The 21,057-nt window shown below is 44.8% G+C and carries 21 protein-coding genes and 2 tRNA genes; 6 read left to right on the top strand and 17 right to left on the bottom strand.

Translation table 11 applies throughout. The annotated features are described in order from the left end of the window. The first annotated feature begins 36 nt into the window (after positions 1-36). Positions 37-771: a hypothetical protein gene (locus GXP69_RS13830; RefSeq protein WP_163915679.1), complete on the top strand. Its 735-nt coding sequence runs from the start codon at positions 37-39 to the stop codon at positions 769-771. Here GXP69_RS13830 and GXP69_RS19370 read toward each other — a convergent pair. Continuing rightward, positions 766-1,134: an SDR family NAD(P)-dependent oxidoreductase gene (locus tag GXP69_RS19370; protein ID WP_163915921.1), complete on the bottom strand. Its 369-nt coding sequence runs from the start codon at positions 1,132-1,134 to the stop codon at positions 766-768. The genes GXP69_RS13830 and GXP69_RS19370 overlap by 6 nt on opposite strands. A 300-nt stretch (positions 1,135-1,434) precedes the next feature. On the opposite strand from GXP69_RS19370, the gene GXP69_RS13840 reads away from it, so the two are divergent. Further along, complete coding sequence (locus GXP69_RS13840; RefSeq protein WP_163915680.1) at positions 1,435-2,148, top strand: hypothetical protein; 714 nt, start codon at positions 1,435-1,437, stop codon at positions 2,146-2,148. Between the two features lie 38 nt (positions 2,149-2,186). Here GXP69_RS13840 and GXP69_RS13845 read toward each other — a convergent pair whose 3' ends face one another. From GXP69_RS13845 to GXP69_RS13870, 6 genes are all read right to left on the bottom strand, one after another. Next, positions 2,187-3,200 (bottom strand): metal-dependent hydrolase, encoded by a 1,014-nt coding sequence (locus GXP69_RS13845; protein WP_163915681.1) that lies wholly within the window; start codon positions 3,198-3,200, stop codon positions 2,187-2,189. 185 nt (positions 3,201-3,385) lie between these two features. Then, positions 3,386-4,567 carry a hypothetical protein gene (locus GXP69_RS13850; protein ID WP_163915682.1) on the bottom strand — a complete coding sequence of 394 codons (1,182 nt, stop codon included), beginning with the start codon at positions 4,565-4,567 and terminating at the stop codon, positions 3,386-3,388. A 130-nt stretch (positions 4,568-4,697) separates the two neighbouring features. Continuing rightward, positions 4,698-4,770 (bottom strand) — tRNA-Thr (locus tag GXP69_RS13855). Between the two features lie 58 nt (positions 4,771-4,828). Continuing rightward, positions 4,829-4,901: transfer RNA gene (locus tag GXP69_RS13860), tRNA-Thr, on the bottom strand. Positions 4,902-5,026: 125 nt separating this feature from the next. Beyond that, on the bottom strand, positions 5,027-7,129 hold the full coding sequence (locus GXP69_RS13865; RefSeq protein WP_163915683.1) for a DUF349 domain-containing protein: 2,103 nt from the start codon (positions 7,127-7,129) through the stop codon (positions 5,027-5,029). A gap of 30 nt (positions 7,130-7,159) precedes the next feature. After that, positions 7,160-7,732: a YqgE/AlgH family protein gene (locus GXP69_RS13870; protein ID WP_317164594.1), complete on the bottom strand. Its 573-nt coding sequence runs from the start codon at positions 7,730-7,732 to the stop codon at positions 7,160-7,162. A gap of 196 nt (positions 7,733-7,928) precedes the next feature. On the opposite strand from GXP69_RS13870, the gene pdxH reads away from it, so the two are divergent. The 4 genes from pdxH to GXP69_RS13890 all read left to right on the top strand — a co-directional run bounded on the left by pdxH (position 7,929) and on the right by GXP69_RS13890 (position 11,784). Beyond that, on the top strand, positions 7,929-8,579 hold the full coding sequence (gene pdxH / locus GXP69_RS13875; protein ID WP_163915684.1) for a pyridoxamine 5'-phosphate oxidase: 651 nt from the start codon (positions 7,929-7,931) through the stop codon (positions 8,577-8,579). A gap of 50 nt (positions 8,580-8,629) precedes the next feature. Continuing rightward, on the top strand, positions 8,630-9,928 hold the full coding sequence (locus GXP69_RS13880; RefSeq protein WP_163915685.1) for a DUF1015 domain-containing protein: 1,299 nt from the start codon (positions 8,630-8,632) through the stop codon (positions 9,926-9,928). After that, complete coding sequence (locus GXP69_RS13885; RefSeq protein ID WP_163915686.1) at positions 9,894-10,481, top strand: Maf family nucleotide pyrophosphatase; 588 nt, start codon at positions 9,894-9,896, stop codon at positions 10,479-10,481. Before GXP69_RS13880 ends, GXP69_RS13885 begins: the two co-directional genes overlap by 35 nt. Positions 10,482-10,599: 118 nt before the next feature. Beyond that, on the top strand, positions 10,600-11,784 hold the full coding sequence (locus GXP69_RS13890) for a class I SAM-dependent rRNA methyltransferase (RefSeq protein WP_163915687.1): 1,185 nt from the start codon (positions 10,600-10,602) through the stop codon (positions 11,782-11,784). A 178-nt stretch (positions 11,785-11,962) separates the two neighbouring features. Here the strand turns inward: GXP69_RS13890 and GXP69_RS13895 are convergent, their stop codons facing one another. The 10 genes from GXP69_RS13895 to GXP69_RS13940 form a co-directional block, all read right to left on the bottom strand. Then, positions 11,963-13,360, bottom strand: coding sequence for a methyltransferase RsmF C-terminal domain-like protein (locus tag GXP69_RS13895; protein WP_204282039.1), 1,398 nt, complete (start codon positions 13,358-13,360; stop codon positions 11,963-11,965). Between the two features lie 32 nt (positions 13,361-13,392). Then, complete coding sequence (locus GXP69_RS13900) at positions 13,393-13,788, bottom strand: (deoxy)nucleoside triphosphate pyrophosphohydrolase (RefSeq protein ID WP_163915688.1); 396 nt, start codon at positions 13,786-13,788, stop codon at positions 13,393-13,395. Between the two features lie 27 nt (positions 13,789-13,815). Beyond that, positions 13,816-14,433, bottom strand: coding sequence for a hypothetical protein (locus tag GXP69_RS13905; protein ID WP_204282040.1), 618 nt, complete (start codon positions 14,431-14,433; stop codon positions 13,816-13,818). A gap of 293 nt (positions 14,434-14,726) precedes the next feature. Next, a complete protein-coding gene (locus tag GXP69_RS13910; protein ID WP_163915689.1) occupies positions 14,727-14,960 on the bottom strand; it encodes a hypothetical protein in 234 nt (77 codons plus the stop codon). Between the two features lie 58 nt (positions 14,961-15,018). Then, positions 15,019-15,300, bottom strand: a complete 282-nt coding sequence (locus GXP69_RS13915; protein ID WP_163915690.1) for a hypothetical protein — start codon at positions 15,298-15,300, stop codon at positions 15,019-15,021. Between the two features lie 158 nt (positions 15,301-15,458). Next, positions 15,459-16,415: an AraC family transcriptional regulator gene (locus tag GXP69_RS13920; protein ID WP_163915691.1), complete on the bottom strand. Its 957-nt coding sequence runs from the start codon at positions 16,413-16,415 to the stop codon at positions 15,459-15,461. A 166-nt stretch (positions 16,416-16,581) separates the two neighbouring features. After that, positions 16,582-17,055 (bottom strand): hypothetical protein, encoded by a 474-nt coding sequence (locus tag GXP69_RS13925; RefSeq protein ID WP_163915692.1) that lies wholly within the window; start codon positions 17,053-17,055, stop codon positions 16,582-16,584. A gap of 131 nt (positions 17,056-17,186) precedes the next feature. Beyond that, positions 17,187-18,176 carry an NAD(P)H-dependent glycerol-3-phosphate dehydrogenase gene (locus GXP69_RS13930; protein ID WP_163915693.1) on the bottom strand — a complete coding sequence of 330 codons (990 nt, stop codon included), beginning with the start codon at positions 18,174-18,176 and terminating at the stop codon, positions 17,187-17,189. Between the two features lie 15 nt (positions 18,177-18,191). Then, complete coding sequence (locus GXP69_RS13935) at positions 18,192-19,577, bottom strand: efflux RND transporter periplasmic adaptor subunit (protein ID WP_163915694.1); 1,386 nt, start codon at positions 19,575-19,577, stop codon at positions 18,192-18,194. 5 nt (positions 19,578-19,582) lie between these two features. Beyond that, the gene (locus GXP69_RS13940) at positions 19,583-21,055 is read right to left on the bottom strand and encodes a TolC family protein (protein WP_163915695.1); all 1,473 of its coding nucleotides are present in this window, start codon (positions 21,053-21,055) and stop codon (positions 19,583-19,585) included. Positions 21,056-21,057: the final 2 nt, after the last annotated feature.

Genomic DNA, 21,057 nt, shown 5'->3' on the forward strand with positions numbered 1-21,057 from the left:
TAAGTCTATATTCAACCTTAAAAACAAACTAATATCATGAAAAAAATTATCACTCTTTTACCGCTCTTATTTGGATCTGTAATATGCTTCGGTCAAGAAGCTCTCGAAACACCTGCTTCAGCTTTTGAAATACCCGGTTCATATAAAATGGACCGTATTAAGAACAAAACTATTGGGGCGGAGACAACAGTAGTCTTAAGTCATCCGCATGTGGGAGTTAAAGGCTCACCATTCTTTTTTGATTCAGCTCATAAAGCAGAAATAACAATAGGTGGAAATACTTACAGTTACCTGGAAGCGATGTATAATGTTTATGACAACCAAGTTATATATAGAACCCAACTAGGCGATGAATTTATGCTTTCCGCCGATAACGTTGATAAGCTTGTTTTAACAGACCCTTCAAGTAATAATACTTTAACATTTATAAAATTTAATGTAGGTAAAACTAAAAAAGAAAAGTTAAGTGCCCTTTTGTTTAATGGTGCATCGCACAAGTTATTTATAGTTCCGGATGTGTCATATCGTAAACCAGATTATACAGGAGCTTATAATGCTGATCGCAGGTATGAGTCGTTTGAGAAAAAACATGATTACTATTTGGTGAAAAATGGTGGCGAGCCAGAAAAGATAAAACTCAACAAGAAAACGCTGTTACAACTCGTGAATGATAAATCGAAACAGGTACAAACATTTATAAAAGATGAGCAGGTAAACATAGCCTCAGAAGAAGGCTGGGTGAAAGTACTTGCATATTACGAGAATCTATAGTTTAAATAATTTATAGTTAAAACAAGAGGAGTAAGCCTTAACCTGCTCCTCTTGTTTTAAATCCCCCTTTATCCTTTCCCAGTAATTTTGGGTAAGCTGCGTAAGTGTCGTTTTGGTCATGCCATAAATACTACCGGTCCGCAGAGGCGTAAGCCCGGCTACTGAGGTTACATGCACAATATTTGAACGACCTGATTTTGCTAGTAAAGGGTAAAACAAACCAGCAAGCTCAAATGCAGAACGCAGGTTTGTGTTCATGATGAAATCGTACTCATCAGCACTGTAGTCGGCGGTTGGTTTGCGGATGTTGGTGCCTACGTTTTTACAAGTGTATCCAAGTAACCCCAGTTTTACCGAACCCAGTCATAAAGGTGAGTACGTCCGTCTGCAGTGCTTACATCTGCAAAAAGCGTATGTACCTGTTGCGGTACACCCTGAGCAAGCTGCGTCAGAACTTCAGGGTTTAGGGCTACAGCAAGCTCCTCTACCCTTAGCGCATGCAATTCTTTACAGTTGTCTCACCAATTCCTTTATACCCACCTGTAGCTATAGCTCTATAGCCAGTAAGCGACAATCTGTTTTGCATCATAAATTGATAAAATTTAAAATAATTGGCTTAATATTTGCATTTGACTATATTCAAACTTAAAACAAACTGATATCATGAAGAAACTCCTTGCACTAATGCCACTGCTGTTCGGTGCAGCTGCTTGTTTCGGGCAGGCTGCCGTTGAAATCCCTGGCTCATTTAAATCAACGCATGTTAAGAATACAACTGTTGGTGCTAAAACAACTTTAGCCTTTAGTAACCCGCACGAAGGAGTTAAAGGATCTCCTTTTTACTTCGATTCACCACAGAAAGCCGAAATAGTTATAGGTGGAGCCACATACAGTGACCTGGAAGCAATGTACAATGTTTATGACAACCAGGTACTATATAGAAACAAACAGGGCAATGAATTTATGCTTCCAGCCGATAAAGTTGATAAGCTTGTATTAACAGACCCTGCCAGTAATAATACATTAAGTTTTGTTAAGTTTAATGCAGGTAAAGCAGGAAGTGCAAAGTTAACTCCGGTTCTGTTCGAGGGCTCAGCTATCAGGTTATTTATAGTTCCGGAGATTACACACCGCAAAGCTGACTACACCGGGGCTTATAATGCCGATCGCAGGTATGATGAGTTTGTGAAAAAACAGGATTACTATCTGGTGAAAAATGGTGGCGAGCCAGAAAAGGTAAAGCTCAACAAGAAATCGCTGTTACAGCTTGTGAATGATAAGTCGAAACAGGTAGAGGCCTTTATCAAAAATGAGCAGGTAAACGTGTCCTCGGAAGAAGGCTGGGTGAAAGTGCTTGCCTATTACGAAAGTCTATAGTTAAAAGAAAGAGCAGGCTCAGACCTGCTCTTTTTTATTTAAATTCCTTTGATCCGTTCCCAATAATCTGCCAGGTAATTCTTATCTATTTTAGGGCGGTTGTTCACTTCTTCAAAGTTCAGGCTTCCGTCCGGGTTGGGCCACACATGGTATACAAACACATAAGCCCCTCCTTCAACACGCCAGTCATCAAACTTCCCGAACCGAAGGTCATTTATCAGAATTCCTTGCTCTGCAGGTTGAACGGTGTAATAGCCTTTTGTTATCTCCAGCAATCTTTCTAAACGTTCATTACCCCGGTAAGGCTCCAGTAGCTGTTTATTCTGGGGTTCAAACGTATAGTTCAGACGCTTACTTGAATCCAGTAAAGAGTAAAAGCTATGGTAAAAGCCATTTTGCGCTTCAGCAGTTACCGACCAGAAGATGGTATTCATAGGCGTTGGCTTGCTGATGTATGAACTATAGCTGATGTTCTGCTCTTCCAGGTTTTGCTCGAATACCTGGTTGGCTGCGGCTTTGGCTCCGAAAGAAAAAAGCAAATAAGCAGAACTGATAGTTAAACCTGCATAGTTCCAGTATCGTCTTTTGGGGTTATTTCTGTTATAAAATGCTACCACTAACACGCAAATCAGGAAAGGCACCGTATAGAGCGGATCAATTACAAAAATGTTGTAAAACGCCACGCCATAGTTACTGAAAGGCCAGAATAATTGGGTGCCCCACGTGGTGCAGCTATCCAGTAAAGCGTGCGTAACAAATCCCCAGAAAAAGAGCCAGCTCCACTCCTTCCAGGTTGCCTGTTCGTTTTTGTATAGCCTACCTAAAAGTTTCCCAAGTATGGGCGACATTACAATGGCAAACAGAAACGAATGGGTTACAGACCGATGAAAGCTTAGCTCTCCTACCATATCCAGTAGCGGGCTTGCAAGTACATCCAGGTCTGGTATTGTGCCCGCTATTGCCCCCCAAAGCAAGGCTTTGTTCCCTAACTTTTTACCGGCAACCACTTCGCCAACCGCTGCTCCTAAAACTATCTGTGTAAGTGAATCCATTGTGTATATAAGACTACAGTTGCATTGGGCTGTAAAGTATCAAACAAAGTTTACAACGTGCTGTTTTAAGCTACTGCTTAACAGGTATCAACTATAGTTGTTTTGAGAGTTAAGACTTATAACAAAACAGGCTGAACCGGCATTTACCAGATCAGCCTGCTATCTATCGTTCTGCTGTAAAATACTTAGTCTTTTTTCTTGGCCCCGATAATCGGCATGCGCTTAAACTCTTTTGTTCTGTCGAAGAGGTAGCGGTAGGTAGCGTGCGTTTTATAAATACGGCCACCAATCTGCTCTACCAGGTGCATCATTTTCGGGTTAAAGTCACCAATCCAGTTCATCTGCAGGTCTACGTATGGCATGCTCGGGTTACTTTGCACCACTTTACCAGCTTCTACTACCAGGGCTGCTTCTACGCCTTTGCTCTGGTGCTCCGGGGTTATGCCGAACACAATACCGTACATGGTAGTGCAGGCTCCGCGCCATTTATAGTATAGAAACTTCAGTTTGCCCCATAGGTTCATCTGGCCGTTTACGTGCTTGAACAGCATGTTCAGTTCCGGAATGGCTATAAAGAAACCCACCGGCTCGTCTGCATAGTAGGCAAACCACATCAGGCGCTCATCAATTACGGGTCTAAGGGTACGCATAATGGTGGCAGCCTGCGCCTCGGTCATTGGCTTTACACCTTCGTGTTTCGCCCAGCCTTTGTTATAAACGACCCTGAAATCTTCGGTATACTTTGGCAGTTCTTTCAGGTTCAAGTGTTCAAATCTATAGTTTGTATCGGCCAGGATGCGCTGCGCTTTTTCGTGGTACTTCTGCGGAAGCGGATCGTCTACCATGCGGTAGTAGGTATACTGCTTAAAGTATAAGCCAAAGCCATAGTTTTCGAACAGCTGCTGATAATACGGATAGTTATAGTGCATGCCATAGGTTGGCGGATAAAAACCATCTATCAGCAGACCCCACCATTTGTCGCGGTCACCAAAATTAATAGGGCCGTCCATTGCTTCCATGCCGCGTTCCTGCAGCCAGTTTTTGCAGGCATCAAAAAGCATGTTGGCTGCGTGCTGGTCATCAATGCAATCAAAAAAGCCCATGCCGCCTGTTGGCTGGTCGCCCCCTTTTGATGTTTTAGGGTTAATGAAAGCAGCTACACGGCCAATCAGTTTACCAGTGTTGTCTTTCAGTACCCAGCGGACAGCCTCACCACCCCGCAATAGTTTGTTTTTTTTAGGATCAAAAACGCCAAGTACATCTTTATCTAAGGGGCGGATATAGTTCTTGTCTTTTTTATAAAGATCGATTTGCACCTGCAGGAATTCCTTTTCAAGCGCAGGCGTGTTTACTTCAATCAATTGCATATGTGGGTGAGCTTGTGACCAGGACTCAAAATAAACGATTTAACCTGATAAATCATAAGTGACTTGAGGATGGAATAAAAACAAAAAAGCCTTCAGGTTTAACACCTAAAGGCCATTTATGTTTTTTAAGAGCCCCCAGTCGGAATCGAACCAACGACCTACTGATTACAAGTCAGTTGCTCTACCAGCTGAGCTATGGAGGCTTGTACTTATGTTTGAATTAAAAAGCACATGCAGTACAAACATGTGCTTTTTTGAATGAGCCCCCAGTCGGAATCGAACCAACGACCTACTGATTACAAGTCAGTTGCTCTACCAGCTGAGCTATGGAGGCTTACTCTGGTCTGCCTTAGTGTTCTAAAGCGATGCAAAGGTATAGTCTATTTTTAAATCTGCAAATACCCGTTGCAACTTTTTTTAGTACACCCACCTAATGGTTTGACATTCAGGTATAAAAAATTAGCCTCTGAAGGCCTGTAACTGGCGATTCAGCTGATCGATGCGCTGTTGTGCATCTGCTATTCTGCCTTCATACTCCTCGCGTAATTTGTCGGCGTTTTTAGAACGTGCAAAAAACTCGATGTTGGTGCGCAGCGTCTGGATGTCGTTCTGCAGTTGCGAAATCTCCCTGCGGATCGTTTGCTCTTTCTGGTAGAGTTTCTGGGAAGCATCCGGACTGCTTTTCAGCCTTTCTACCTGTAGTTTAACGATTCGCTCATTACGTTCTTCCAGATCTAGGCCAGGTACGCGCTCCAGGTACTTCTCCATCAAAGAGATAAATTTCTCCTCCACTTTCGGGCTGGTTCGCTGATTGTGCTGATCCAGGGCGCGCCATTCATTCACGAACTGCTCATACTCTTCCATGCTACTGGTAGCAGTTGGCTGAGAAAGCTTATCAGAAATGCGGCTGGTCAGCTCCATTTTCTCAGCAGATAGTTTCTCTATCTCAGAGCTGCGTTGCTGCTCTTGCGCTTGCTTACGGTCAAAGAACTCGTTGCAGGCACTACGGAAGCGTTGCCAGATCTTATCAGAATATTTATCAGGAACGCGACCTATAGTTTTCCATTTCTTCTGCAACTGAATCAGTTTTTCTTTGGTCGAGTTCCAATCGTTGCTGTCTTTCAGGGCCTCAGCCTGTTCGCATAGTTCTGTCTTCAGGCGCAGGTTTTGCATTTTCTGCTCATCAAGTCCTTTAAAGAACTGATTCTTATGTTGGAAAAAGGCTTTATAGTTACCCCAGAAGTTTTTGTTAATTTCTTCGGCGTACTCTTTTGGTACCAGGCCGGCTGCATCCCACTCTTCCTTCAGTTTCTGAATTTCGTCAGTTTTGTCGCGCCACTCGTTTATGCGGTCGGTATTAAAGTTCTGATATTGCTGCAGGCGTTCTAATAATGCACGCTTTTTCTCCAGGTTTTGCATTTCCGTTACGCGGCGCTCTTCCTGGTATAGTTTGCGGCGCGTATGAACTTTCTCAGATGCCTGAATAAAACGTTCCCAGATCGGGTCGCGCTGGTCGTTAGGCACCGGGCCAATGTTCTTCCACTCTTCGTGCAGGTGGCGCAGTTCTTCCAGTGCCTTGTTAATGGACTGCTCCTGCTGCAGGGCTTCTGCTCTATCTATAAGCTGTAGTTTGGCATCCAGGTTACGCTTACGGTCCAGTTCTTTCAGTTCATAAAAGATGCTGCGGTTATTATAGAAAATATCGAGGAGTGCGTGATAAGAATCCCATAGTTGCTGCGCCTCTCCTGCGGGCACAGGACCAATGCTTTTCCATTCAGCCTGTAGTTTCTTCAATTCATCAGCACTGCTTTTTGTTTCTGCCGATTCTACCAGCTCGCGTAGGCGACCCAATAATTCCTGTTTGCGCTCCAGGTTACGATGGCGCTGTTCTTCCAACTGCTGGCGCTCCTGAAAACGTGCCTCGCGGTATGCAGTAAGCAGTTTCTCAAGTTCCTGGTGCTCCAGCGAAGCATGATAATCAAAATCTTCATCAGTGCCGCCTTCCTGTTTAAAACGGTCCAATGCCTCGGCTTTTTCAGCCTGAAAGCGTTGGTCGTACAGGCGCTGGAGTTCATTTATAGTCCGGTGTTTTTTTCGGGCATCGCCGCGTTTCAGAACTGCCGTAAGGTGGTTACGCAGCTCATCTATTGTCAATAATGTGTAGTCGGTATGATCTTCCTCCTCCAGCTCTTCTTCATCGTGGTGATCGATGTGGCTGGTTTCCGGGGCTGGTGTAGCAGCTGTAGTTTGGGCTTCAGTAGCATCCTGGGTTGGCTCATCTATAGTTTCCGCCAGAGCATCTGCCATTACTCCGGTGTGCTGTTCCGTTGTTTTTGCTTCCTCCTCAGAACTCAGGTCAGGGCTTATTCCCGGCTGATCTTCTTTAGGCACTACACTTTCTGCAGCCTTTTCGGGTTGCTCAGGTGCAGCTGGTTCCTGCTGATCTTCATTTTTAGGTTGCAGCGAATCAGGTTGTTCGTTCTGCTCGTTTGCTGCATTTAAATTCTCAGGCTTATTAGCCTCAGCTCCGGTGGTGTCCAGATCCTTGTTTTCTGTAGTCATTTTAAGGATTACGTTTACAATGTACCAACATTAGTTCAGGCGAGGGTCTACCGGATAGTTTGATAGCACCTTATACTTGCCCCCCATCTGGCGTAGGATGCTTCGCCAGAGAGTATCTGCCTCTAAATTAAACAATTTATTCACAGCATTGTTATTTACTATCCAAACATTTTTGTCAATCTCTTCCTGTAATTGTCCGGGTGTCCAGCCGGAGTAGCCCAGAAAAAAGCGGATATCGGCAGAAGTCACTATTCCGGCCCCGATCATGGTGCGCAGCATCTCAAAATCTCCACCCCAATACAGCTCTTCGCCTAATTTCACGGCCTGTGCCAGGTTTGGCAAACGATGGATATAGTGTAAAGTATTGTACTGAACAGGGCCACCAATACCAAGCGTTACATCAAAATCGTCGTTATAAATATCAACTACATCAGAAAGCTTAAGGTTAGACAGGCGATTAAGTACCAAACCGAAAGTGCCTTCACCTTCGTCGTGGTTGCAAAGCAGAATTACAGAACGCTCAAAATTGGGATCACCCAAAAAAGGTTCTGAAATTAGTATGCTACCACTCTGTATCTTAGCTGCCTTTTCTTCTTCCATCATCTGTATAATCAAATCGCGTTCTGTTCTGTTGTTCTATACCCGATACTGATTTAACGTTGTTTTGTTCATTCTTACGCAAACTATGCGCTGTGGTATCAAGCTATGCGACGGTATACCAACTAAGGTAGTGTTATAAACTATAAGTTATAGAACACAGCAGATATTTTCCTAATTTTGAGCAAAACGATCTTGCTTTATGTCTTTGTTACCTAATATAGCCGCCATCCGGAAAAACTATGCACTGAAGTCGCTCACGGAAGATTCTGTAGCGCAGGACCCTATTCTACAGTTCAGAATATGGATGGAGGAAGCGCTTGCTGCCGAAGTGGTGGAGCCAACCGCGATGGTTCTTTCTACGGCAACCGCAGCCGGCAGGCCTTCGGCCAGAGTTGTATTGCTGAAAGATGTTACCGCAAATGGTTTTGTGTTCTTTACCAACTATAGCAGCCGCAAAGGCAGTAACATGCATGATAACCCTTTTGCTGCGCTTACGTTTTTCTGGCCGGAGCTGGAACGACAGGTGCGCATAGAAGGCAGCATACAGAAAGTAGAGCCTGCTGTATCGGATGCTTATTTTAAGAGCCGTCCCAAAGGGAGCCAAATTGGGGCCTGGGCATCGCCACAGAGCCAGTCCATCAGCAGCCGCGAAGTACTGGAGAAAGCCGATGCTGCCTATAGTTTAGAGTTTGCTGAAACGGCAGAAATTCCGCGTCCGCCGCACTGGGGCGGCTATAGTTTGCAGCCGGATTATATCGAGTTCTGGCAAGGCCGTCCGAATCGCCTGCACGATCGCATCGTGTTTGAAAAGCAGGGCGCAGCCTGGGAGCTAAAACGTTTGGCGCCTTAATGCGTTAGGTGCTATCAACTACCTGAAATTAATACGACCTACCCTACAAAATGGCAGAGATATTACCCTTAAAAGCCTGGCGCTACAGCCATTTCCTGAACCATAATATAGAAGAGCTTACGTCTCCTCTATTCGATGTGGTTTCTGCGAAACAGCGTGAGGCCCTGTACCGCAATCCTTATAACAGCATTCACTTATCTGTACCGCGTGGCGAGCAACCAGCGGATGAAGCTGCTTACCTGCTGGAGCAATGGAAAGAAAAAGGCGTTATTCAACAGGATCCCTTGCCAGGCATTTATGTGTATTACCAGTACTTTAAACTGGCCGGCGCCGACAGGGAATATTGCCGCAAAGGTTTTATCTGCCATATTAAAGCTTATGATTGGCACGAGCGCGTTTTGCTCCGCCACGAGAACACCATACCAAGCGCCGTTAACGACCGCATCGACCTGCTGGCCAAAACACAGCTAAACAGCAGCGCAACGCACGGCCTTTATACCGACCCTGAATTTATTCTGGAGCGCTACATGGACGAGAGTATAAAGTCGCCGATATATGAGACTGAAGATTACCAGGGCGTACGCGATGTACTGGCTGTAATTCACGACCGCGACGTGATACAGCTATTTATGGATGTGCTGCGCGAAAAGCAGGTGCTTCTAGCAGACGGGCATCACCGCTATGAAGGCTCCCTGGAATACCGCAAACGCATGATGGCGCAGAATCCGGCACATACAGGTTTTGAAGCCTACAATTACCACCTGATGTACCTGACTAATACCGAAGCCGATGACCTGCGAATCCTGCCAACCCACCGGGTACTGCAGAATATCAGCATATCCGACGAGGAATTTCTGGATAGGCTGAGTGCATATTTTACCATCATACCGAAAGAAGACCCCGTAGAGCTGAACGAGGTTATAGTTGGCAAAAAATGGGCCTTCGGATTATACCTTTCCGGAAACGCCTTCAAGATCCGTCTAAAGCCGGAGGTGCACCACCTGATTGATTGGGACGTACCGCAGGAAGTAAAGGACCTGGACCTGACCGTGATGCATTATTTTGTTTTCCAGCAGGTATTGGGAATTGACCCGGAAGTGCAGCGTAATTATAGCGGCCTGAGCTATGAACGTAATTTTACTACTTGTATACGGCAGGTGGATACCGGTTCGGCCAGGCTGGCGCTTATTACCAATGATGTAAGCATGGAGCAGGTAAAACGTGTATGCTATAGTGGTGCCATTATGCCACAAAAGTCTACGTTCTTTTACCCGAAAGTTATCTGCGGATTTTTATTTAGCTCGATCAAAGAAGATGAATTTATCACGGCCCCTGCTGCTTGCCTCTAACTCGCCGCGGCGCAAAGAATTACTGGCCGGCCTGGGACTAAGCTTCGAAGTATTTGTAAAGGAAGTACACGAAGACTTTCCGGCAGAACTGAAGCGTGAAGAAATAGCTACTTACCTGGCTTCGCATAAAGCCGACCAGTACAAAGATGCCCTGCAGGACCAATTGCTGATTACGGCAGATACGATTGTTTGCCTAGGTGACAAGGTGCTGAACAAACCAACTGATGCTACAGAAGCTTACCAAATGCTCCGTTCACTTTCTGGTACCAGCCACCAGGTAATTACAGGGGTTTGCATCCTGAGCCGCGAGCAGAAAACCATTTTTTATGACACCACCACGGTCTTTTTCAAAGAGTTAACCGATCAGGAGATCAATTACTACATCAACAACTATAAACCCTTCGACAAAGCCGGCGCTTACGGCATACAGGAGTGGATCGGGAAGATTGGCATTGAACGGATTGAAGGTTCTTACTTTAACGTGGTGGGCTTACCCGTTCAGAAACTATACCAGCACCTGGTTAAGCTTGGTTACCTGGCTGTAAATTCCTGACCGGTTTTTTTCTTTTCCATAACAACTATAAAAACTTGAATTATTACTTTTGCAGGTTGTTTATACTTTTTGAATGACGAATAGTAATAAACACCAGTCAATAACCAGCAGTAATTCAATGTCTTTTATAAAATTATATTTAGCGCCGGGTAAGGAACATTCACTTCAACGCATGCACCCGTGGGTCTTCTCCGGGGCAATTCGCAAAGCCGACGGAGAGCCTGAAGAAGGCGAAATTGTAGAAGTGTACTCCAGCAAGCGCGAGTTTCTGGGTATGGGCCATTATGCGCTGGGCTCTATAGCCGTGCGTATTTTCTCTTTTGAGCAGGTAGAGCCAAACTATAGTTTCTGGAAAAGCAAAGTGCAACAGGCCTACGATTACCGCCAGCGCCTTGGCCTGACAGATAATCCTTATACCGATGTATACCGCCTGATTTATGCCGAAGGTGATGGCGTACCGGGTCTTATAGTAGATGTATATAAAGATACCGCCGTAGTGCAGACGCATACGCTGGGTATGTATAACGTGCGTGAGTATGTGAGCCAGGCGCTACAGGAAATATACGGCTCTAAACTTCGTGCTGTGTACGATAAAAGCGCCGAATCGCTGCCACAGAAGTCGGTGCCGGATGCTGTAAACGGGTATTTGTTCGGAGAATCGGAAGGTGGCTTAGTAGTTACCGAAAACGGGAATAAGTTTTTTATAGATTGGGAAAGCGGCCAGAAAACCGGATTCTTTATTGACCAGCGTGAAAATCGTGACCTGCTGGCGCGTTATGTAAAAGACAAGTCAGTACTGAATACTTTCTGCTATACTGGAGGCTTTTCTGTTTACGCTTTAAATGCTGGCGCCGAATCGGTGCACTCGGTAGATGTTTCTAAGAAAGCCATCGACTTAACGATAAAGAACGGCGATTTGAGCAATGCGCCTGACCGCCACGAAGCGTTTGCATTAGATACTTTTGATTTCCTGAAAGGAAAAGAAAACCTGTATGATGTGATCGTACTGGACCCTCCTGCTTTTGCCAAAAGCCAGAAAGTACGACATAACGCGGTTATGGGCTACAAACGCCTGAATGCCGAAGCAATGAAGAAAATTAAACCAGGTGGTATTCTGTTTACTTTCTCGTGCTCGCAGGTAGTTGACAAGTACTTGTTCAATAATACCATAATGGCAGCTGCTATTGAGGCCGGCCGAAAAATAAGGGTGATGCACCACCTCTCCCAGCCTGCCGATCACCCGATTTCCATTTTCCACCCCGAAGGCGAATACCTGAAAGGCCTGGTGCTATCTGTAGAGTAAGCTATAGTTAGCAAGTTTGGAAGTTTGAAGTTTAGAGAGTCTACCAAACTATAAATAAAAGAGCCGGCGCAACTATAGACTGCATCGGCTCTTTTTTATTCCATATGTCATCCCGAAGGTAATGAGCAATCTCAAATTCTAAATAGATCTCCCAGTTCGTTTAGATGACATCTATCGGTTATTGTAGTACAGAATTTCCGGGTAATTCGGCTGGTAGATCCATTCGGATGCGCCACTCTTTTGGATAATAATTATTGATGCGGTTGCCGATCTGTTTTGCCCAGCCAAGTGGACGGTTTCTGTAGTGGAGTAAAACCCAGTCGGTGCCGTGCGTGCCCAGGCAAATATCCTCTTTGCGCAGATAACGAATCGCCTGTTCAAGTGTAAGCTCCTGCGTCTGAAAAGCTTCCTGGTTAAGATGCTGTGAAAGGGCCAGCGGCTGTAAAGGCTTCACTTTTTTACCGGCTACTTCGGCTACCTGTGTGCCGCCATATACCACGTATAGTTTCTGATATACCTCATCGGCTGCTTCAAATAAGTTTTCGGGTACAGTAAAGATGGTTTCGTTATGCTGCACCCAGGCAAAATCGTCCGGATTCTGGAGCCAGTTCTGTACCAGTGCTTTTTCTTTTTTGCCGGCTTCCTGTAGTTTGTATTTCTTTTTCTTACCCGAACTATAGTTTGTTTCTTCTGCTTCGCCGGACTTGCGCATAACAGCTAAAAAGAAGCCCTCGCCCTGCACAGCATGGGGGTAAAAACGATAACCTTCTACGCCGTGTAATGCTGAGCGCTTGATTCCCCAACAGTCTTCATAATTTATAGTTACTGGTTGGGCATTCTCCTGCTTTGCCAGCCAGGCCATATTCTCTTCATTTTCGGCTTCGTTCCAAGTGCATGTACTGTAAATAAGCACGCCACCCGGTTTCAGGGCTCCCCAAACATCAGACAGTATACGTTGCTGGCGACGCGCGCAAAGCTGCACGTTTTCTTCCGACCACTCTCCTATAGCTTGCGGATCTTTGCGGAACATGCCTTCGCCGCTGCAGGGAGCATCAACTACCATTACATCAAAAAAGTCAGTTAGTCTGCTGAAATCGCGTGGGTCGTTATTGGTTACCAGCACATTTACGGAACCCCACTTGGCTATATTTTCGGCCAGAATGGTAGCGCGACTTTTAATAACTTCATTGGATACAAGCAGGCTGTCGGGAGATATAAGGCTGGCCAGGTGTGTGGATTTACCGCCGGGGGCACCGCAGAGGTCCAGTACCTGAAGCGGCTGATTAAGGTCTATAGTTTGTTGCAGGGCATGCTCCAGAAACATGGAACTGGCTTCCTGTACGTAATAAGTGCCGGCGTGTAAAAGTGGGTCGAGGGTAAAGGCGGGGCGTTCGGTTAAATAGTAACCGGATGTGGTCCAGGGAACCTGGGGCAAGGCTATGTTATGCTGAAATTTGTTCCGGTTTACCCGGATGCTTACTGGGGGTGTTTGCTGCAGCGCCTGTTGGAAGTTTTGGAAGTTTTCACCTAACAGCCGCTGCATGCGAGACTCGAAGGTTATCGGGAGTTTTATCATGTGCAAATTTAGTGATTCCCAGAAAAGCAGTTCTATAGTTGCATTCTTTTCAGTTGTAAATATTCTTCAACTATGGGAATATCGGCAGGGCACCAACTAAAGTTTAGCAGCGTATCTATAGTTGCCCAACTATAGGCCTGGTGTTCTGCCAGCAAAATATTCCCCGATTGCAAACTACAGGTATACGGAATCAGTTCAATTGTGCTGGAACTATAGGTGTGTGTTACCGGAACAAGGCGTTTGTGAGGAACTATAAGCAGGTTAAGCTCTTCCTGTATCTCGCGCACCAGGGCATCAGTTTCCGACTCGCCATCTTCTACCTTGCCACCAGGGAATTCCCATAACAGCGGTTGCGCCATTTTGCTGCTGCGTTGGGTTATCAGCACAGTGCCTTTGTGTTCTATAATAGCGCATACTACCTGTATCATGGGAATTCCTGAGGGGTAAGGTTCTTTTTAGTTACGACGAGGCAATACACCAGTGATCGTTACACCAATGGCATTTGCTGAGTAAGAGAAGTTAGTCTGGTCTTTATACTTCATAGCTGTATAGGATAAACCAATGCCACTGTAGGCCACTTCAAAAACGGTTCCGGTAGCAGGCTTGATCGAAATATTATCGCCGATGCCATCCGCATTAAAATTAATTGCCCGGTGAGTCACAATGCCAGCCCCGAATCTCAGTTTTTCGGTTGCCATCCAGTTCGCAGTAAAATGCATCGGAACGCGGGTAAGCCTGATGTGCGCATTATCGGCCTGGGTAGTTACGTACTTATAGCCTATAGTTGCCCGGAGCAGTAGTTGTTCTACATTTTTAAACTGGTATTCGGCTCCAATCGCTATCGAAACGCCCTGACCTGCCCTAACCGACTGGTCCTGGCCGTTTGTAAAATAAACCTTAGCTACTTCGTCGCCTCCGAACTCGAAAGCGCCGCCAAACAGGAACCTAACAGGCTTATAATCAGACTTTACTTCCTGCACATCAGAAGTGGTTACAGGAGGTGTAGAATTTTGAGCGATGGCACTAGAAAAGCAGCCAAGCCCTAAAAAGGAAAGGAGTAAAATTTTCTTCATAAAAGTGGTGTGGTGAGATTAAAAACGGCCGAAAAGTATGCAATTTTTCATCTACTTTATACAACGGTTTGCATAAATATTTTTGCAGCCAATCTGCGTAAAAACACCAGTTTTAGATACCTGAGAGCACAAACTATAGTAGTTATAAGAAACTGTAAATACCAACTATAGCTATGCTGCAAAAAGTTAAGTTGGATGCTCTGCAGGCGCGCTGTATAATTATAGTTTAAACTAAAAAGCACCTGCTGTTATGCAGGTGCTTTTCGTAACTAATACCTTAGTCGCAACAATGACTATAGTTTGCAACAGCTTTTACCTGGCACAGGAATCCAGCTTTTCTGCCATTTTCTGTCGAAAAATGGTTTTGCAAGAAACAACGCAAGAGCAAGTTTGTAAAGCCTGTAAACCCAGATATTCGTTTCCCAGAGCATCACACTATAGATCTCCTCTGGTTTGTAAACTGAATAAATGAGATCTGCAATACAAATTACCGCTAAAAGCAGCCAGCCATACTTTAATATTTTCATAACTATAGATTTAAACAGGGAGCTTCCCCTTGTATAATGAGACGCTCGTAAGTTGCTGTCAGGCAACTAGCAGATTGGTGATTACCATTAAAATCAATAGTACAACAACACCAATGGCTTTTACTTTAAGTTCTTTGCCCTTAACTATAAGGGCCACTAATGTTGTAAGGATTGCAGAAATAAAGCCAAGCAACATCGTAAGTGCAAGCGGCAGCGTATCTTCGAACAGGAAGTTTTCTAGAGCTAACCGGAGTCCATAATAAAGGACTATGAAGTAAGTAACAACTATAGCATTCTCCCACGTTTTACTTTGTTCACTCTTCTCCTTCGCTTTGTTCATACTGATAATAGTTCTGTTTTCTTCTGTCTGCAACGGCTTGTATAAAAAGGGCAGTTTTACCTGTATGACCGTTTAAACCTATTATTGAGTTGAAATAGGAGTAAAGCCAGCTTTACATGTTACAGCTGCTCCTTTTTATACCTTGTTAGCTGTCGTGGTTATAATGGTTTTACTGGTATGCACATATCAAATATATGCAGCTTTTGTGGATGTTTCTCAGCCTCATTCAAGTGGTTTATGTAAAAATTTCTATTATCTGGTTGATATCCATTAGCAGGAAACCATTCCTCAAAAATGTAGTCCCATGTTGAAAAACATTCGGCCATCGTGGCTTCTTTATGCACGACCGCATACATACCACCAGATAAGGTAGTCTTCCCAACGATACCTTCACCTTCAATCTCTTCCGGAACTGTCAGGCAAACATCCGCCTGTATCATACCATCCAGGTTAGGATTACTTCTATAAACCGTCAACGCTTTGGTTTCAGGGAAATTGACCAGCCCCCTTGGAGCTGCCCACCTTATTAGTGCTTCGAACATTTTCCCAAATGTTTCGCTATCATGCAGGTGGATTTTGAGATTTCTTACATACACCACATGCAATTCGGGTAATTCTTTAACTTCTACTTCAATAGCTTTGCGTTTGTCCATACTTATAGTTTTTAGGTTATAAATTTTGGAGGCAAGGTACTGTTGTGCTTCATTTTCGAGATTACCTATGTTGCTGTCTTGCTTACAATTCTTGCTATTTACTTTTTGGTGGCTGTCTCTAAACTCAGTCGCAGTGATGCCATGTACTTCTTTAAAGCTCCTATAGAAGGAGGTTTCAGTAGCAAAGCCGCTTTGATAAGCAATATCAGAAATAGGGGTAGAAGGGTTATTATTCAGGTAAAACATGGCCCTTTCTACCCGGGCGGTTTTGATAAAGTTATTTAATGTCGTGCCTGTTAAGGCCTTGAAAATGCGATGGAAGTGAAATTTTGAGAAGTTTGAAATCTCTGCCAGTTTATCAAGTGATAAATCTGCGTCGAGATTGGATTTGATATAATCAATGGCTCTGTTTATTCTGAAAAAATATTCGTTCAAAGACTGTTCTTTTTTCAATCTGTTCATGCTCTTCATTTACTTTTCCATAACAGCATAACGGTCTTGTACATGAGGTGAGCAAGGCGTAGCTGAAGCTTTGCTCATGTGCCTTGTTAGCCAAAGCTTTTCTATTTTAAGATTTATTATTTTAATTATGCATTAAAGTGGTAGAAGCTCCTGATTTCTTATAGAGTTAATCATTATACTCAATCAAATATTTATTGTCTTTCCAATATATATAAGCTTTAGACGACTCTAATTTAAAGGAGTAAAATCCGCCTGTGTCTTTATTTAAATAGATGATATTCCCAATACCATAGTTGCCGTAGTCTGCTACTCCATCTATAACTTGAAAACTTATATTGGGAGTCTTATAGTTATTAAACGCTACCAAATAAGGCATTCCTGTACTATCCTTTAGCATACAGATAAAATCCTTATGCCCATCATTCGTTAAATCATAGTCAATTCTCGTAGGGCAGTTAGTATCCCTTTCTACAAATTCTTTCCAATCACTTCGAAGCTCATTTTCACTTATAATATTGGAACCAGTGATGTTCGTAACTCTGTATTCATATACTTCTCTCGGCTCTTCACATAGCTTTGTGTGTCCAGTGCAGCATGTAATCAAAACAGATAGGCAAGGAATAACAAATGCTTTTTTCATATTACTTGCATGGTAGTTCATTGGGAATAACTGCATTTTTTTAAACTCATCCTTTACTCGATTACTTCCAAGTTTTGGCTAACTTCAGTATATACCACAACCTACGCTTATCTGCACTATAACTATAGTTACTACTTCAGCTTCTCCTTCAGTATTTCAAACTCCACTCCCGGCGAAATACGCTCGTACAGGATCAGGTACACTGCATTGGTAATTGGCATATCTACCTGCAGTTTTTTGTTGAGCTCGTAGATGCTTTTCACAGCATAATAACCCTCAGCTACCATGTTCATTTCTACCTGTGCCGATTTTACCGAGTAACCCCGACCTATCATGTTGCCAAAAGTACGGTTACGGCTGAATTGAGAGTAGGCAGTTACAAGCAGGTCGCCGAGGTATGCAGAGCCAGTAAGGGCACGGTGCTGCGGCATAATGGCATCCAGGAAGCGCTCTATCTCGAACATGGCATTAGAAACCAGCACCGCTTGAAAGTTATCGCCATAGTTCAGTCCGCGGGCAATACCACAGGCCAGGGCAATAATGTTTTTCATTACAGCGCAATATTCCACGCCATCCAGGTCTTTAAGCGGGTTTGCTTTTACATAACGGTTGCGCAGCAGCTCGCAGAAGCGTTCAGCTTTCTCCAGGTCATGAGAGCCAATCGTCAGGTAAGATTGTTTTTCCAGAGCTACTTCTTCGGCGTGGCAAGGGCCTGCAATAATCAGGTGGTGCGAGCTTGGTACACCAAATTGTTGCTCCACATAATCCGTGATCAGGATATTCTGGGACGGGATCATGCCTTTTATGGCAGAAACCACCACTTTTTGCTGCAGCGCATTTTTCGGTAGTTCTGCCAGCGCCTCCTGCACAAAGGCAGCAGGCACGGCAAGTATCACCCAGTCTGAGGCAGCAACCACTGCCTGCAGATCTGAGTCTGGTTTTACATAGTTCAGGTCGAACTGCACACCGCTCAGGTAGCGGGGGTTATGTTTATAGTTTAAAAGGTGCTGCACATCGTTCTTGTTGCGCATCCACCAGTTTACCTGCGATTTGTTTTCGGAGAGGATCTTTACCAGTGCAGTTGCCCAGCTGCCCCCTCCTATAACGGCTATTTTTTCCAAGTCTACTTTATTTCGTTACTCTTCTTCGTCCTCTTTTTCAGGAGCGTTTTTAGTGATCGATTTTTCGTCTTTCACTATTACTTTGTTTCCGTCTTTCAGGGTTTTAGAAACTGCTCTGAATGGGCCGGATACAATTTTCTGTCCTTCCTTGATACCGCTTACAATCTCGATGTTATCGAAATCGCTGATGCCGGTTTTTACCTTCTGCGCTTTTACAGTATTAGTAGCCGCATCATACACAAATACGATCTCTTCTACTTTAGGAGCAGTACGTTTGGCTTGCTCCTCGCTGTTCTGCTGCGTCGACATGTTAGCTTCGTTATTTTCCTTCTTCTGCTCTTCGGCACGTGTGGTAACTGCCGAAAGCGGAACAGACAATGCATTGCTCTTACGTTCTGTTATAATATCTACCGAAGCAGTCATGCCCGGACGGAAAGGACGCGGATTCTTCTCGCTCAGGTGGTTGTAAGATTCGTTCAGCAAGCGGATGCGAACTTCAAATTCAGTTACCGCTTCCAGCGTTACTGCATCTTTAGCTGTATTGGCAATTGCTGTTACAATGCCCTTAAACTTCTCGTCGCGGGTAGCATAAGAGTCCACTTCAACTATAACCGAGTCGCCCAGGCCAACGCGGATAATATCATTCTCGTTCACGTTTACGCGCACTTCCATGTTGTTCAGGTTGGCAATACGCATAATTTCGGTACCGGCCATCTGCGATGTACCTACCACACGCTCGCCGCGCTCTACGTTCAGTTTCGATACGGTACCGCTTACCGGAGCATAAATCGTGGTTTTGTTCAGGTTCTCGCGGGCATCTTTAAGCGAGGCCTGTGCATTCTGTACACCGAACTCAGCTGCACGCACACTCTGCTTCAACGACTCAATTTCCTGCAAACCGGCATTGTAGCTGGCGCGGCTTTGCTCATATTCAGATTGAGAGATTACCTTCTGCTCGTATAGTTTTTTATTGCGCTCGTAAGACTGTCTTATCTGCACCTGGTTTGCCTCGGCCTGTGCCAGCCTTGCTCTTGTCTGCGACAGATTTGCTCTGGATGAATTTACAGCTGCTTCCTGGGCATCCACGAAAGACTGGTAGTTATCAGGACGGATACGGAGCAGCAACTGACCTTTCACCACCGAGTCACCCTCTTCCACGTTCAGTTCTATGATCTCGCCCGATACGTCCGGACTGATCTTTACTTCTGTTTCAGGCTGTATTTTACCCGATGCGCTGACTTTTTCAACTATTTCAGATTTTTTAGCTTCAGCCAGTACTACTTCAACTCCATCTTCTTTACCGATCCATCCGGCTTTTTTAGCTATTAAAATAAAAATGATAAGTAAGAGTAAAACCCCGATCAATACCGGTAGTAGTCGCTTTGATTTTTTAGCTGCCATAGTTTCTATAAGGTGATTTCTTTACCCTGGTAAAAGTCCAATACTTTGAGTTTAAAGGTGTATTCGTATTTAGCCTGAATTAAACTTGATTGCGCCCTGCGGTAATTGGTGGTAATCACATAAAAATCCACTGTATTGATCACACCGCTGTTCAGGCGAAGCTCAGCGTTTTTGTAGTTCTTTTCAAGAGCGGTTACCTGCGTTTTGGCTGCGGCATATTTGCGCTGTGCTGCCAGAGCATCTACATAAGCCTGCTCTATAGTTTGGCGCAGGCGGTTACGCTCTACATCGGCATTCAGGCGAGCCTTTAGCTGGCCCAGCTTTGCGCGTTGCACGTTGTTTCTTGCCAGAAAGCCATTAAAGATCGGGAACGAAGCAGAGATGAAAGCGTTTTTGTTCACGTTATCCTGGAACTGCTCCAGCATGTTGCGGTCCTGGTAGATGGTCTGCTCAAACGAAAATGGAACAAAGAACACCTGCTGCTGTGTACCGGTTTCATCTAAATAAAAGGTTTGCTGCTCCACGCCCGACACGGTTCTACGACCGATACCACGTTGTCCGCCTCTTAAATACCTTGTGTTAAGACCGGCCCCAATGCTGATGCGTGGGTAGTAAGCGCCACGAGCTACAGCCAATGCTTTGTCGGCACTTTGCATGCGCAGGTCTGCCGCTTTTACTCCTGGCTGTGTCATGGCTGCTACATCATAAACCGTATTAGGGTCTACCAATGCCGGTGCTTCGTCTGGTTCCGGCACATCTGGTATGGCTATACTGAAGTTCTGAGCCTGCTCATTTTCCAGGTTAAGGAGCTGTATCAGCGAAAGCCTTGAAATATCACGTTGGTTTTGAGCCGTTATAATATCCAGCTCATCGGTAGCCAGCTGCGATTCCAGGTCCAGCACAGCAATTTCGGCTACACTACCTGCTATATACAAAAGGCGGGTTCTGTCTAATTGCTGTTGAGTAGTGGTACGCTGTAATTCTGCCGTTTTTATTAATTCTTCAGAAAACAGCACATTTAAATAAGAAGTGATGATCTGAAGCGTGATGTCGTTCTGGATAGCCTGTACATCAAACTCGCTGGCCTGTAATTCCAGGTCGTATTGCTTGATCAGGTTAGTTTGCTGGAAACCCATGAACAGCGGCATGGATGTATTAGCCTGAAAATTGGAAGTCTGCGAATTCTCCGTGATCAGGCTGAAGTCTACAGGGTTCTGATACGAACCGGTGTTGAAACTATAGCTTCCGCTAGCGTTTAAGCTTGGCAAGCGGTCCATTCTGGCTTGTTTAAGATCAATGGCGGACATGTCGCGGCCTACACGGCGCTGCTTTACCTGCAGGTTGTTTTTCTGTGCATATTCTATGGCCTCTCTCAGGGTCCAGCCTGACTGACCGGGGTTATCTTGTGCCAGCACAGGGCTTGCAACCAGCACTGAGCCCAGGGCAAGGGTCAGCAATAGGTTAATCGGTTTCTTCATAG

The organism is Pontibacter burrus (genome assembly GCF_010686685.1).
Taxonomy (GTDB): Bacteria; Bacteroidota; Bacteroidia; order Cytophagales; family Hymenobacteraceae; genus Pontibacter; species Pontibacter burrus.